General features: G+C 43.5%; 12 protein-coding genes. 2 read left to right on the top strand and 10 right to left on the bottom strand.

Annotated features, from left to right (window positions below; genetic code table 11):
• Positions 1-6: 6 nt before the first annotated feature.
• From CH367_RS09815 to CH367_RS09835, 5 genes are all read right to left on the bottom strand, one after another.
• The gene (locus tag CH367_RS09815; RefSeq protein WP_100762310.1) at positions 7-1674 is read right to left on the bottom strand and encodes an Ig-like domain-containing domain; all 1668 of its coding nucleotides are present in this window, start codon (positions 1672-1674) and stop codon (positions 7-9) included.
• Positions 1664-3283, bottom strand: a complete 1620-nt coding sequence (locus CH367_RS09820) for an Ig-like domain-containing domain (protein WP_100762394.1) — start codon at positions 3281-3283, stop codon at positions 1664-1666. Before CH367_RS09820 ends, CH367_RS09815 begins: the two co-directional genes overlap by 11 nt.
• A gap of 90 nt (positions 3284-3373) precedes the next feature.
• Entirely contained in the window at positions 3374-3868 is a 495-nt protein-coding gene (locus CH367_RS09825) for a tetratricopeptide repeat protein (protein ID WP_244284537.1), read from the bottom strand.
• A 64-nt stretch (positions 3869-3932) separates the two neighbouring features.
• Positions 3933-4601 (bottom strand): hypothetical protein, encoded by a 669-nt coding sequence (locus CH367_RS09830; RefSeq protein WP_100762312.1) that lies wholly within the window; start codon positions 4599-4601, stop codon positions 3933-3935.
• A 1-nt stretch (position 4602) separates the two neighbouring features.
• Positions 4603-5166, bottom strand: coding sequence for a tetratricopeptide repeat protein (locus CH367_RS09835; RefSeq protein WP_100762313.1), 564 nt, complete (start codon positions 5164-5166; stop codon positions 4603-4605).
• Positions 5167-5310: 144 nt separating this feature from the next.
• Here CH367_RS09835 and CH367_RS09840 point away from each other — a divergent pair, with 144 nt between their 5' ends.
• Positions 5311-6048 carry an MORN repeat-containing protein gene (locus CH367_RS09840; RefSeq protein WP_100762314.1) on the top strand — a complete coding sequence of 246 codons (738 nt, stop codon included), beginning with the start codon at positions 5311-5313 and terminating at the stop codon, positions 6046-6048.
• Between the two features lie 5 nt (positions 6049-6053).
• Positions 6054-7148: an SH3 domain-containing protein gene (locus CH367_RS09845; protein ID WP_100762315.1), complete on the top strand. Its 1095-nt coding sequence runs from the start codon at positions 6054-6056 to the stop codon at positions 7146-7148.
• Positions 7149-7196: 48 nt separating this feature from the next.
• Here the strand turns inward: CH367_RS09845 and CH367_RS09850 are convergent, their stop codons facing one another.
• The 5 genes from CH367_RS09850 to creD all read right to left on the bottom strand — a co-directional run bounded on the left by CH367_RS09850 (position 7197) and on the right by creD (position 14055).
• Positions 7197-8273 carry an NAD-dependent epimerase/dehydratase family protein gene (locus CH367_RS09850; RefSeq protein ID WP_100762316.1) on the bottom strand — a complete coding sequence of 359 codons (1077 nt, stop codon included), beginning with the start codon at positions 8271-8273 and terminating at the stop codon, positions 7197-7199.
• 41 nt (positions 8274-8314) lie between these two features.
• Positions 8315-9250, bottom strand: coding sequence for an MBL fold metallo-hydrolase (locus CH367_RS09855; protein WP_244284538.1), 936 nt, complete (start codon positions 9248-9250; stop codon positions 8315-8317).
• Positions 9251-9319: 69 nt separating this feature from the next.
• Complete coding sequence (locus CH367_RS09860) at positions 9320-11650, bottom strand: FAD-binding oxidoreductase (RefSeq protein ID WP_100762317.1); 2331 nt, start codon at positions 11648-11650, stop codon at positions 9320-9322.
• Entirely contained in the window at positions 11647-12645 is a 999-nt protein-coding gene (locus CH367_RS09865; RefSeq protein ID WP_100762318.1) for a methyltransferase domain-containing protein, read from the bottom strand. The genes CH367_RS09860 and CH367_RS09865 overlap by 4 nt, the downstream gene beginning before the upstream one ends.
• 78 nt (positions 12646-12723) lie before the next feature.
• Complete coding sequence (gene creD / locus CH367_RS09870) at positions 12724-14055, bottom strand: cell envelope integrity protein CreD (protein ID WP_100762319.1); 1332 nt, start codon at positions 14053-14055, stop codon at positions 12724-12726.
• Positions 14056-14379: the final 324 nt, after the last annotated feature.

The following is a 14379-nucleotide window of genomic DNA, read 5'->3' on the forward strand; positions in this document are numbered from 1 at the left end:
ATTCTATCAAAACCGGAAACGAATCGTATAATCGCTGTCCATCGTATTTCCGTATGTGTCTTTTACTCCGGACGCGCCGCCCTTCACTCGAAGTAAGTAGGTTGCACCTCGACCCAATCCGAAAGCGGTTGTCCCATAAGCCACAATTCCGGGCGCTAAGGCGATGGGAGTCGCGTCCACAAGGTTATTGATGAATTCCGTAACGGAGGTCCCGCTTCCGAATTCTCTCGTTAAGGAAAGTTGAACGGAACTTAAAAGAATCTTCGATTGAGTATCGCCAGTCAAAGTCAGAACACTCGCAGGGGTCAAACAGACGGGAGCCGAGCTAAATTCACCGTAACAAAAAAGAACGTAAATCGGTTGAGAACATCGATCCACAGGAACGTCGGCGACGCATGCTCCCGCAGTCAGAGGAGAACCCGGGTTTAAGTTGATTTGATTCGTGAAAAAACGGTTCGTAAAAGTGCCTTCCGAATAAATTCCCTGCACTCGAATTTTTTGACTGTAACTTCCGTCGACCTTGATGTAGTAAACGTAACCTCTTCTCAGTTTGTTATTTTGAAGATCCACGACATTATTGGTAATCGTCAAAGTATATACTTTATAAACTTCTAATGTTTCCAGAAAGTCGATACGAAACCTCGTGTTCGTCGCGTTTGCGGAAGTAACCGTAAAAGGTACCGATGGCGAAATCTGAACCCCGTCATAGACCGAGGATAGTTTCACCTCTTCGCTGAAATCCAAAAAGATCGGTTTATCTTTGTTTAAACCCGAGGTCGTCGTATATTCAGCCGATACGATTACATCAGCCGAAGCGGGAACGGAAATGGATGTAGTCGGAAAACTCACCTGGGTCAAATCCGGAACCTGAAAATCGTTCCCCACCGTAAAACTGATGTTCACAGGTTGAGCCAAAGTGTTTCCGGATTCGTCTCGAACTGAATTGGCGATGGTGATCGTATAAATCGTACCAAATACGAGAGACTGCTTAGGGGTAAAAACGAAACGAGTGTTCCCGTTCGAAACCGCGACGCTCAAAAAATCCAAAGGAACATCGGGACGAATCGAAATTCCGCTGTAAAGAGAAGCGATATCGATCGGCTTGTTGAATTCTAACGTAATCTTCGTATTGGGGTCAACACCGGTCGCTCCATCCTGAGGGATCGTTGTGATTACCTTCGGGGTTCCTAGGTCCGTATTAAAACTGAAATTCACGCGCAAGTCGTCGATGAGATTCACTCCCAGATCGCTTTCCGCTCGCGATTTGGAAACGACATATGTGTAAAGCCCGGCCGCGGTCAAAACCTTGGAAGGTTTGAAGATCATCGCGCGATCCACCCAACGAAAGATTCCGTCTTGAGTGACCCCGTTATTGCTTAGGGAGAATGCGCCTTCCGTATAGGGTTTATTCATATTCTTGGAAAAAAGAACGACGATTTCCGAATTCGGATCCACTCCGCTCATCCCTTGTCCGGGAGAACTCATCTCCACCTTAGGCGGTGTGGAATCTCCCAATAGATGAACCGCCGGAAGAAAGTCGAAAGGCCCTTGCGCGTTGTCCAAAAGTTGGGAACAACCGATCGAAAACAAACCTAAAAACGAGAAGACCAATCCCTTACATAAGAATTGAATGATATTGTAATGTCTTATTAAAAAGCGAAATTCAAGGATCATAAAATAAGAACTCCAAATCATTCTTCAAAATATTGCCGTTGATGTCTTGGATACCGGAGGCCCCGCCTCTCAGAGTGAATTTATATCTCACTTGGTTTCCGGAAACGCCGCGGATTCGAACCTTTACTCTTTGCGGATTCGCCGTGGGTAAATAATTGATCTGATCGATTCGAAGGGAACTGGTGGTAGGGCCTCCCGAAAAATAATCGATCGAAATGTTTCCAACTGCGAAAATATCCCCATCACCGAAGGTCATCAAAGCTCTCCCGCCCGATGTGTTGAGAAGAAGCTCGAACTCATACTGGGGAGTCGTACATGCTGGTTGTGGTTGAATCGGATAAACCGTATTCAAGTTCGGTGTAGCCGGAACCGTAATGTCCAAAGAAAGTGCACTACAAGTTACATCGATCGTATTTCCGTTCGCACCCGCAAACGCGATGGCGCGGCTATCGTTCGGACTATCGGTTAAAAAATCGATGACATAACCTTCCAAAAGATTCTGACCTTGAAGACTTTTTGCGGAATTCGAAATCTTCAATCGATAAGTGGTTTCCGATTGTAAAGGAGAAGACGGTGTAAAACTAAGCAGGGTTCCTCCTGCATTCCAAGAAAATTGACCTGATATTCCCGGCGAAAATGTGATCGCACTCAAGACGGACGGTTTGTCCATAGGATCTGAAAAATTAAAATCAAATGTATCGTTCTTAGAATTTCCAGTGACAACTGGGTTGATCGTAGGATCGGGCAGGAACGATATGTTCCATGCAGGAAAATTCCCCGGCATACTTGGACGTACGGTCGGTCTGACCGAAGCGGTCCCCGCGCTGAAAGAAACGAGATAATCTTTAGCAAGAGGAATTCCAGAAGCGCTTTTTGCAGAAGAAGAAACGCGTAACGTATAAGTCGTTCCGATTTCCAAATCGGATTTCAATTGTAACGTAGCAGTCGTGTGTGTCGCGTTCCAAACGAGAAGATACACTGCGGGTCCGCCCGAAATGGAAATCGCGGAGTTCGCGGAAGCCTCGTCCATCGGTTCCGAAAAATTAATGACGGGACTGTTGGAAGCCCCCCAGCCGGTAACGATACTTCCAGTTGAAGCTGGCAAAGAAGAAACCACACTCGGAACCTGACCGAGTCCTTCCGTGTAAAAATGGCTTAGAAAATTCTTAGCCATAAAATTATTATCTTGGTCTCTTACTTGGCCTTTGTTGAGATTGATCTCGTATCTTTTACCTTCTGTAATACCGCTTTTAAATTCAAGAATGAGCCTCGTGTCGAACACCCAACTCGGCGAGAATGCCGTATTCCCTCCGTTAGCCGATACCGAAATGGCCGCTTCCGTAAAAATCTTATCCATCGGTTTGTTAAAGTCGATTATGATCGCGGAATCCTTCGACACGTTATACGTATTGTCGGAAGGAGAGATCGCGACCACTTGCGGGTAAGCATAATAACTTTTCCATTCCAGACCCAGCTGGGCTAAAAGTTTATCTTCTCCGTCGTGACCACAGGAGATCAAAACGATCGAAAAAAACAAACCTACCGCAAGTTTGATCCAAATGGAGAATCGTAAGGGGAGAATTCGAGAAATCGGAGATACTATTTTCATATTCAATACAACTTAAGTGAGGCTAAAAGAAAAGTTTTTCGGAGAGAAAAACGGATTCGTTTTGAACGAATCCGTTTTAACGTAAGAATCTTATTCCCTGCTCTGAGTGTGCTCGTTCGCTCTTTCTTCAAGACCGGCTTTTCTATACAGATCCGCCAAATCCCGATGAATTTTATCGAACTTTCTCTTAATCTCCAGGGCTTTATGATATTCTAATAATGCTTCCTTGATCTTGCCTTCCTGTTCGTAGGCCTTTCCGAGATAATACAACGCGTCCACTTGGCTGTCGTCCGACTGGGTCGCATAAACCAAATGTTGTTTCGCCTCTTCCTTTTTGTTGCCTTCGTTTAACAAAATTCTTCCCAACCAAGAATGGGCGTTCGAATTTCCCGGGAAATCCTCGACGATCTCTTCGAAGGTCTTTTTAGCGTCCTCGAATCTTCCCGAATAATAATACGACTTCCCGAGCATAATTCTCGAAGAGATCAGCTTTTTGTCCTTTTTGGAAGCGGACTCGAACTTTTCGATCGCGGTCTTAAGATTTCGCTCGGAATAAGCCTGAATTCCTTCCTTATAAAAAGACAAAGCCTCTTCCTGTGACGAACAGAAGGTCGTCAAAGAAAGAAACATTATAGAAACGTAAAATTGTTTAATCTTGAATAACTTTATTAATCGCATTGTATTTTATCTGAACCGAGTTGTTTTTTTTCAGGGCGCCCACTACTTCCTTCTTCTTGTCGTTCCGGATCTCGTAGATTTTTTTCCATTTTAGATAACGGGCCGTGTTCTCCAATTTTCTCTTTGCGTCCTTTTCCGAAAGACCCTCGGGCAGTTTGCCCTTATTCTTTTGGTAAAATTCATCGATGTCCTTATCCCGAATCTCGATATCCGGAAAGTTATTATTGATTTCGAAAACACCGGATTTTTTATCCAAATAGTACGCGATGATTCCTTTTCGAAGATACGGCCAAAGATAAGCGGCCGCTTCGGGACTATTCAAATCCAATTCGGTTACCGCGTCTTTCAAGATCACGGTATCTTCGATATAACGGTTTAGATATTTCTCAAGTTCTTCGGGGGGAGGAAATTCCTGCTTCAACTCGAAGTGAGATCTTTCGAAAACGAGTTCGTCCCTAAACGCGCTTGCGGAATAGGCGGCTCCGTTGAGTTGAAACAACTCCGGCGTACCTTCTCTACGATCCAACTTCGTTTCGATGACCTTTTCGATCGGATAACTTTTACCGCAAAAGACGAAGAAGAAAAAATAAAGCGACAATACGAAGAATTGAATTGGAAATCCGAACGTGTTTCGTTGCATCTTATCCCTTCTTCAACTCTTCGATTTTAGCCTTTGCGTCTTTTTTAGGTTTTTCGTATTCTGCTGGAGCGAGATCGACGAACTTCTGATAACTTTCGATCGCTTGTTTTTTGTTTCCAACGCGAGTATAAACGATTCCTAAATTAAAATAAGCTTCCGTAATGGAATCGTCGATTCCGACGGTTTTTAAATAGCTTTGAATCGCTTTTTCATTGTTCTGTTGTTTTTGATAAGCGACACCGAGATTGTAGAATGCTCTTCCATAGGAAGGATTTCTTTCAGTCGCTTTGGCAAAATAGATGATGGCTTGATCGAGCTTACCTTCGTTGAGATAAGTAACACCTACGTTATTCACATACTCGGGAGATTGAGGATCGAGTTTAACCGCTTTTTCAAAAAAGGAACGAGCTTGAATGAAATCGCCTCTGCCTAATAAGGTAACACCTTGTTGATTGAAGTCGAAGGCCTTTGATTGTTCTTCCATCGTCGGTACGCTGTCTCCAAAGCAGTTCGTGGAAATTCCAAAAATAACCACAAAAAGAATAATTAACATTTTCTGATTCATAATTCGTTTTTTATCTTCCTATTTGCCAACATTCTAGACGAATATTGAGTTCCTAACTAATTTTCGAAAAAATGATTTCATAAATTTAACTCTTCTAAAACTTATTCTCATTCAACTTTAAAAATAAAAGCCAAGGCGAAATGAATGGGACATAAAATTCTCGAAAGCTTAAGAAAAATTTACTTCGGTTTAATAAATTCGATCATCAAAGCGTATAACGCTGTGAAGACGTTTGCAAAAACTAGAAGAATTCTTTTTATCGTATCCTCCTCGGTTCTTTTTACGGCCATACTTCTGCCAACATTATTCTTCACTTTACGAAAATCTAAATGTATCTACGGCAACTGCAAATACGGATTCGGAGCAAAAGAATTCAGAGACGGAACGCGTTACGCCGGAGAGTTCTATAACGGATTTTATAACGGTAGCGGAACGATCCGAAATCCGGAAGGCCATTCTTACGAAGGCGCATGGATCCTCGGCAAAAAACACGGAAAGGGAAGATATCTCTATCCCGATGGAAGTTCTTACGAAGGAGAATTCGTAGAGGACGTTAAACAAGGACTCGGCCTTTTTACCTGGCCCGATAATACGAAATTGAGCGTAGTTTTCGTGAATGGAGAACCTGAAGGAAAAGGAATATTAAGGCTTTCTAATGGAATCGAATTTATCGGAGAATATAAAAATGGCGTAGTTTATCAAGGAAAAGGAATTTATATCTACGACGACGGAAGCAAATACATGGGAGAATGGTTAAACGGCAAAAGACACGGAAAAGGAACCCTTTTCGGCGAGGCCGGGAATATCATTTTCATAGGAATTTGGGAAAACGATCAGCAGAAAACGGCGATGTCGCTTAACAATCCTCCTTCTAAAAAGTAACGAACATGAAACTAACTTCCTTATTCTCAAACGCGTTCAGAATCGGATCGATTCTTTTGATTCTTTTCGGATTTATAATCCATTCCATTTCGGCTGAAGAAAAACAAAACATACGATTCGTGATTACGTCCGACGGAAAGTTGAACGTAAGAGAAAAACCGAAAGACGGAAAAGTGATCTTTCAATTGGAAAAGGGAGAATCCGTAACGATCAAAGACGGTTCTCAATATGAAGATTGGCAGGAGATCGTAGCGAGTTCCGGAAAAAAAGGATTTGTTTCGGCAGAGTTTCTTGCGAAAAAACGACCGGAAGAATTAAACGAGGCCAAACTCTTCGGTTCCATTTCCTCAAGTACGGAAGGAAGTTGGTTTCGTTCCCTTGCAATTCGTATTAAAAATCAGTGGTTTGCGGCGAGCGAATATTCCGCGGAAGCCTATTTTCTTGAGAAAAAGGCGATTCAAGCAAAGGAAAAGGCGACCGCATACGAAGGGGTTTCGATCGCTGGAGAATTCTCCCCCGAAAAAAAAGAAATCACCGGTTGTCAGGAAGTCCGAGTCGTAAAAGGAAACTTCAACGCATTCAAAAAAATCAATACTCTTGAGAACTCGGTGTACGCGATCTTCGGTTCCAAAATCGGAGACAAGGTGCGTTCCGAAAAATACAAACCGACCGACAAGGTTTCGAAACTGCTGGATTCTTCCGCAAACGCGGTTTTCAAAAAGAAACATCCCAATCCGGCGGAATTAAAATTCCTGAAACGAGGAGATCTTTACACGATCCAATCTCCGGGTAAGAATTATATTTTCGTCCGTTACGCGGTTAAGTTGGAAGTCGAGGAAAAATCGTATTATTCGGCGATTTTCGAATTCGACAACGGCGAAATCGGAAAGAAAATATTCGAAAAATTTGATATTCTAATGAACGAACAGGCGATATACGGCGGGCAATATCATTTTATGGACGCGCTGGATCTGGACGAAAACGGAACTCCCGTAATCATTCTTCATCACAACGGTTACGACGGTTTTATCAACGAATTCGCAAGAATCAAAAACGGCCAGTTGCAAACCATGTTCTTAACGGGCGGAGACGCCTGCTAAGAACCGGCTTTTGTCGAAACCGAAACGATTTCGGAGTTCCATTCTCCCTTAGGCGCTTTTTTTAGAAAGCATCTTGGAAGAAACGATCTGTTCTATATGTTCGATGAACGTTTCCGAAATCGGTCTGTAATTCAAACCCAAGTCCTTTTTGCTGTAGGAATGATCCAGCTCGAAAGGAATTCCCACGTTACGCGAAATATAGGGCCAGGACAATCCGAAAAACGGCCCGATCATATAAGTCAAAAACTTCGGCAGAGAACTTTTCGGCGCGGGAAAACGATTTCCGTATTTCTCCCGTATGATCTTCGCCACATCTAAAAACTTCAATGTGTTTGCGGAAACGATATGACGTCCTTTTGCGGAAGGCGTGAACCCCGCGAGGATATGAGCCTTCGCGACGTCGCGAACATCCACGAAACCGATCGTCATATCGGGAACTCCGGGCGCGAACTTTCCGTTGATCATCGAAAGCATAAAGTTTACACTCGTTCCGTCCGCGCGTTCCGAGACGGAAGGTCCCATCACAAAGGAAGGATTGATCGTCAACAAATCCCATTTGGATTGTGTATCCGCGATTCTCCACGCTTCCCGTTCCGCTAAGGTTTTGGAATACGGATACGGCTGATGATTCAAACTGCTCGTCGTATTCCAGTTCGCTTCGGAAAGACGACTATTCGGAAAGGAAAGCGCGTCCGCGTTGTCTCCCATCACTGCCGCAACGCTCGAAGTAAGAACGATTCTTTTTACCGTCGAACTCGCGTTAGCCGATTCAAGAACGTTTTTTGTTCCGAAAACCGCGGGTTCCACGAGTTCTTTTTGAGGATTTTTGATTCCGTCTATAAAAAACGGAGAAGCCGTATGAAGTATCAACTCCACCCCGCCCTTGTCTTGGATCGCGTTTAAAAAAGATCCCTCTTTCATAAGGTCCGCTTCGTAGAGTTCGAGTTTCCCCGGAAAACGATCCGCGAGTTTGAGAAGGTGCGATATTTTATTGGAATCCGATTTGTTCCTTACGGTGGCTCTTACGGAAATTCCGTCTTCCAATAAATAACGAACCACCCAGGATGCGATGTAACCGGCGCCTCCCGTAACAAGAACCGGCTTAGAACGGTCGATTTCTTTCATTTCGTTTCTCCGATAAAATGGAACGAATCATTCCAAATTTATTAATTACGTTTTTCTGATAGACTTTGATGTCCCGGATGTACTTGAATTCCGGGAAACTTAGAAGCAAGGTCTTTCAGAAAACTTAGACCCGCCTTGTTCTTTTCCTGGTCCGCGGTAAAATCGCCCGGAGGAACGTTATTCTCCCATCCCCAAGCGGTATGACAAGAATCCCCCAAAACGAGTTGATATCCGTTCGAACTTTGAACCAAAAACGCAAGACTTCCTTTTGTATGACCTTCGATGTGAAATATCAGCAAGGATTGATCTCCGAAAAAATCGAGAACTGGATAAGAAGAATCGTTGGACGGAGGCGCGAAACTCAACTCGGACAAGGCCGGATTCTCACCCAAAAGTTGATCCGTGGTTCCTTGAACGAAAGAATTGATAAATTGTTTATGAGTGGCTTCTTGCGGTCCAATATACAACGGAGTTCCCGATTGAAAATCCTTCGTTCCCAGAACATGATCCAGGTGCATGTGAGTTAGAAAAATCCCTTCCAACTTCTTAGGATCTTTTTTGAGCCATTCCGACGCAGTCAGATGAACCTTAAACGCGGAGGTATTCATCACCGACGCTACAAGCCAGGAAATCGGCCAGTCCTTTGGATCCTTTCTAAATGCTTCGGACATTCCGGTATCGATTAAATATCTTCCGAACTTCGGATGATCGACTACGTAAAAGTAGATTTGAATCGGTTCGTCACCGGATTGAAGCGAAGCCGCTTTCGCCTTCGGATCTTTTAGATGGATCAACCCTCCGCGATCCGCAACCCAATCCGCGGCGAGTTTTTTCTGAAATAGAATCGGGCCTTTCGGATTCTGTTTTAAGTCCTTTAAGTCGAACTGTTTTCCCAAGGTCACGGACTTGGAAGAATACGAAGTCACCGCACACGAAAGAAATAAGATGAAACAGGAAAGTTGTAAAAGGTATCTCATGTTTCGTAAAATTCCAAATAAACGGAAATCATCAAGACGGATTTGAAATTCGAATATAAAATCTCTCGATCAATAGTCGAATATATGATCCACCTTAAATCCGTTCTTTTCCGAGTTTATTAGAATCTCATGAAGTCTTGAAACGGGGGCGACCACAGCCACTCGTTTTTGATTCGGCTCGGTCAAAATATTCCATTCGTATAACACTTCTTCCCGATCTCGAAGATTTGTTTCGGAAGGAACAATCAACGTCAAAAGAATTTTTCGATTTCCCGCGATCTCCACAAAGGAAACGTTCTTCTTAACGATTTCGGGAACGGCCTTTGTAAACGCTTCGTATCTCGGAATCGATCGTATATTACCTTTTCCATTCTCCACAACCCAAGCCCTTACTTCAAAAGTTTCCGGAGCGTAAACGGATTCGGTTCCGAGCGCGATCAATTTTCCGTACAACGCTTTGACAAGAAGTTCCGTCGAGAAGAAGAATCTTCTTTCCCATCTTCGAACGAAACTCGTATTGTCTCCGTCTCGAATCGTCCAAAATTCCTTGAACTTGGAATAGAACGGATACTCATACCAAGGCCGAAGTCTTACGAAGTCCGTATAATCCCTTGCAACTTTTTGCATATAGGCTTCCACGTTGGTTTCGGAACTAAGTCCGTTGGTCCCGGCGATCCATTCCGTACATCTTCCGAACGTATTTTCATACAAGGATTTCAACATCAATTCCGCAGAATAACTGACTCCGATTACGTTGATCATGAGGTGATACCCCCAGTTGAATTCGTAGTCGTTCCAGGTTTTGACGATCACTCTTCCGTACATTTTCCAGAATTGCGCGATACTTCCGAAATACGGAAACGCACTCGGTCGAGAATGCATTAAAAAATTCGCATATTCGTCCGAACTAAAAACGATATACCATTCCGGCAAGGTAAGAAAGGTCTGATCCTCGTTGCGCGAATAATCCTTGAGAGAATCCAGGGTCAGTCTGATTTTCTGATCGTCTTCGTTGTGAAAGTAATACTTGTCCCAGAGTTTGTTTCTAAACTTATATTTCGGATCCAGTTTTCTTTTTAATGCGAAGAAACGATTCGCGTTCGGATACGCCTTGTGAAATTGAGTTACGGTTGCGTGCAATTGATACGGAAGATAATAAGCTCCGCCCACGCTCGTAACCGCGTCGATCAACTCTCGGGTCCAAACTCCCACTTCGTTTTTGGCGCTCGCATAGACGCGTTGTTTATAATAAATGACGAACGAGAAAACCTCCGTTCTTCCCCAAGCCATCAACGAACCCGAATCCGCTTTCGAATGACGAATCGAAATGTTCATCACGTTCGCGTCGTGTTTCCGAAGAATGGTTCTCATCAACGGATAGAATTCGTCGAACTTCTCCACGGGAACGAAGTATTCCTGCAGAACATACGTGCTGATTTTTCGAGTCGGAGGTTCCAACTCTTGAACGTCGTAGCTGGCCTCGTAGTTTCTCCAGACGATTCTATCCTTGCGATAATACAAAGGATCGAGAACGGATTCTCTCAATTCCTTCCCGTAAGGAAGTTCCGTTAACCAGAAGTATATTAGATTTTCGAGCCAATAACTTTCTTTCACCGGAACGATCTTATCCGGAACGGTTACGGATTCTTCCGTTTCCTCCCAAGTAACCGCGTTCACGTTTTCATAAGCGGGAGGATAGATGTCACCGTTGTGAAACTGAGCCTTAGGATTGTTGCGTATGTTTTCAAAGAAGAATTTTTTGTAGTCCGTGATCGGAAGTTTTTTTACGAATCGTTTTACCTTTTTGTTATCGGTGAGTTGTAAAACGACTTCGGTAATGATTCCGATTCCGCCGTAACCGCCCACCGCCGCATAAAACAATTCCGGATTTTCTTTCGGGCTCGCGTTCATCGATTTTCCATCGGCTAACACGAGTTTAATGGAACGAACGGAAAGGATCATCGGCCCGTAACCGATATATCTTCCGTGAGCGTTTACGCTGAGAGAACCTCCCACCGTAAAGTTGGAATAGGTTTGTTTGATCTGAACCGAAAGATCGAATGGGTCGATGAACTCCTGAAGTTTTCTCCAGGTGATTCCCGGTTCGACCGTGATCAGTTTCGCTTTCGGATCGAAGGAAAGAATTTTATCGAATTCTCTCGTATCGATAAACAACGCGTTTTCGGTCGCGATCTGACCTCCCATGGAGAATCTTCCGCCTCCTATGGAAATCGGACCTTCCTGATTTTTGACGAGATTTTGTATTTCGTCTAACGTGGTCGGAACTACGACCCGGTTTACCGGAATCGGATTGATCTGAGTTACGTCGTTTACGATCGTAGGTTCGGCAAAAAGAGAACCGAAAAAGAAGAAGACTAAAAGAATTGCTGTTTTTTTCATGCGGTTTTTTCGAAAGCCATCAAAGTATTTTTAGTAGGGTCGCCTTTTTGAAGAACGTATTTTTTCAAAGGTTTTAAACCGAATCTGCTCACCATTTCTTCGATCTCCGCAACGGAAGTAAAGTTCCTGATTTGTTGCGCCGTTTCCTTCCAGGAGATCTCCAAACCGACGTTATACACATCGTGAGCCAAGGCGACGATCGATTTCATTTCCTTCGAATTCACGTCGTGATCCCTGAGAACTAATTTTCCTCCGGGTTTCAAAACCCGCGCGATCGATTCGATAAAACCGTCCAACCGTTTTGCGGGAGAATGATGAAAGCCGATAAAGTTCGTAACCAAATCCAGACTCGCCGATTGGACCGCAGAATTAGGAATCGGATCGTAATCGCCTAACGCGACAAATTTGCCGACCTTACCGAGTTGTCCTCTCTCCGCCACATCTTCGGGGTTGTATTTCGGTTCCAGATCGTTCAACACGAATTGATCGCCGGAAATTTTCAGTTTCTTTTTGAGACTTCCGACGTATCGCCCCGTGGTTCCGATTTCCATATAACCGTTTACGGAACTTCCCTCCCCCAGAAGGTCCACGACTTCATTAGAAATTTCTAATTTTTGTTTTTTGAGAGCGGGAAGAGCGTATGTAATGATTCCCGCAAAAGGTTTGATCCGAGGAATCTCCTTGAGAATCGTTTCGTAGATTTCACGATCGTTTTGTTTCGATTTAGAGATATCGAATATAAGTTTATGAAAACTTTCCTCGGGATAAAGATGATATACGTTTTGAAGAAAAAGAAAGAATTCTTCCTTGAGTTTCGGATCGAGATAGACGTTTTTAAAATTCGATTCGAGATTCGCGTCTAAAGAATTCGAATTCTCCTTCGTTTGCGAAAGATTCTGTTCCTTCTTATCCTTGGAAAGCAGATCCAAAGCGAATCCGCTCAAATACAAATAAAGAAAGGACTTTAAAAACTGTTTCCGATTCAATTCTTTCATGGGCGTCAGATTCAACGGATTCGAATTCTTTCACAATCCATTTTCTCAAACGCAAAAACCGGGAACGACTCGTTTGCGTTAAGAATCCTTATCCGATTCCAATTCTTGAATTCTTCTCGTAAAATACATCGCGACCGCAAGTAGCACGAACAATCCGAACGTGCCCACCAACAATGCGAAGTCCTCGAGTTGAAGAAGCGCGAAGAAGAATAGATAGAAAACAAAAATCGTGCCGCCTGCGACGATAAAGACGAATTCTCCCTTAAAAAAAGCTCTGGAATATAATGTGACGAGCCCGAGAATCAGGGAACTCGCGATCCAATACGCCAAGTTAAACGGGATGTGTTCCGTTAATGATAAAAGCATAATATAGAAAAGTAGAACCGCGAAACCCAAAAGAAGATATTGGATAAAGTGAAGTCTTACCTTTTTGTAAACTTCGATGAAAAAATACGTGATGAATGTAAGAAGCAAAAACAACTCGCCGTATTTGGAAGAGCGAACGGTCTTATGATATTCGTCGACCGGAAGAAGAAAACGAACTCCGAAACGATATCCGTTGATTCCGTTCGATTGTGAATCCGCTATAAAATCCTGAGGATAATTCCGATTGAGTTCCAATACTTTCCAGTTCGCTTTAAAACCGGAGTTGGTAACGTCTCGGAAGTCCGGTAAAAAGTCGCCTTCGAAAGAAGGGGTTTGCCAAGGAGAATCCAGATTGACCTTCGTTTCCTTTGCCATCGGCAAGAAGAACAATTCCTTGCTTCCGTTAAACGAAAGTTTCAAGGAGAATTCTTTCGAACGCGTCGCGTCCCAAGGAGTTTTTAAACTTACACCCGAAACAAAAACGTCGTTACTTCTCGTTCCCGGTCCCATCTCTTTCTTAACTCCGCCGAGATCGACTGAAATTTTTTCACGGATTCCTTTTACGTCGCTGATCCCGAGAGAAAGAAAAGCTTCGGACCAAAGCAGATCCTTATTGGAGATCGGGAGAGAATGTTTGTCCAAGGCGCCGAAACGTCCCTGAAGGATCAATTCTCCCTGATACAAAGGAACCACATAAATTCCTCTGTATCTTTTTTCGGGTTTCACGGTTCCGGTGATCTGCAATTCTTCCGGAAGAAAGTGCGCATAACGTAGAATACTTTCTATTTCCCCTCGATCGTTTTTGATCGAGTCGTAAAATGGAACCGAAACGATCGGACCTCCGATCGTCTGAGAATCTCCCCATTTGGAAGTGACTTCCGCTTCGGCTTCGTTTCGTGTTTGTTGCCTTTCCTGAATCAGGTTGGAAACCATAAAGGAAGGAATCAAAAGTAAAAGAGCCAGAATTCCGATCCCGACAATCCGGATCGTAAGCGAATTCCGAAACCAAAGAAACAACTGTTGGAGGGGAGTCTTTACTTCCATGATCAAAATCTAATATAATTTTCCGCGGTGTCAAGCCTATCGTGTCGCGCAAAACTCCGCTTCGACAACGACTTATAATTCGATACGAAAGAATTTTTCCTCATCGGGGTATCCGGTCTTTTTTAAACGTAAGTTTTCGCGGATCGAGAATTCTAAATCTGCGTCTTAAAAAAAACGGAAATGCGCCAAAGGTTTCGTCGACCCGCACGAATTGTATCAACCTTGGAAAATCGATGTTAGAATAAAACCCTTCGTTTCATAATTTTCTATTCCAAAAAATACGGGCGGAATAAATTCGTTTCAACGCGTTTGTTTTGATCGTAT

It is taken from the genome of Leptospira barantonii (assembly GCF_002811925.1).
GTDB lineage: Bacteria > Spirochaetota > Leptospiria > Leptospirales > Leptospiraceae > Leptospira > Leptospira barantonii.

Bases quoted from the DNA above. Each gene is read 5' to 3' on its own strand.
- CH367_RS09855 (WP_244284538.1), bottom strand. From the start codon at position 9,250: ATGAGATACCTTTTACAACTTTCCTGTTTCATCTTATTTCTTTCGTGT.
- CH367_RS09835 (WP_100762313.1), bottom strand. From the start codon at position 5,166: ATGAATCAGAAAATGTTAATTATTCTTTTTGTGGTTATTTTTGGAATT.
- CH367_RS09820 (WP_100762394.1), bottom strand. From the start codon at position 3,283: ATGAAAATAGTATCTCCGATTTCTCGAATTCTCCCCTTACGATTCTCC.
- creD (WP_100762319.1), bottom strand. From the start codon at position 14,055: ATGGAAGTAAAGACTCCCCTCCAACAGTTGTTTCTTTGGTTTCGGAAT.
- CH367_RS09860 (WP_100762317.1), bottom strand. From the start codon at position 11,650: ATGAAAAAAACAGCAATTCTTTTAGTCTTCTTCTTTTTCGGTTCTCTT.
- CH367_RS09830 (WP_100762312.1), bottom strand. From the start codon at position 4,601: ATGCAACGAAACACGTTCGGATTTCCAATTCAATTCTTCGTATTGTCG.
- CH367_RS09865 (WP_100762318.1), bottom strand. From the start codon at position 12,645: ATGAAAGAATTGAATCGGAAACAGTTTTTAAAGTCCTTTCTTTATTTG.
- CH367_RS09815 (WP_100762310.1), bottom strand. From the start codon at position 1,674: ATGATCCTTGAATTTCGCTTTTTAATAAGACATTACAATATCATTCAA.
- CH367_RS09840 (WP_100762314.1), top strand. From the start codon at position 5,311: ATGGGACATAAAATTCTCGAAAGCTTAAGAAAAATTTACTTCGGTTTA.
- CH367_RS09845 (WP_100762315.1), top strand. From the start codon at position 6,054: ATGAAACTAACTTCCTTATTCTCAAACGCGTTCAGAATCGGATCGATT.
- CH367_RS09850 (WP_100762316.1), bottom strand. From the start codon at position 8,273: ATGAAAGAAATCGACCGTTCTAAGCCGGTTCTTGTTACGGGAGGCGCC.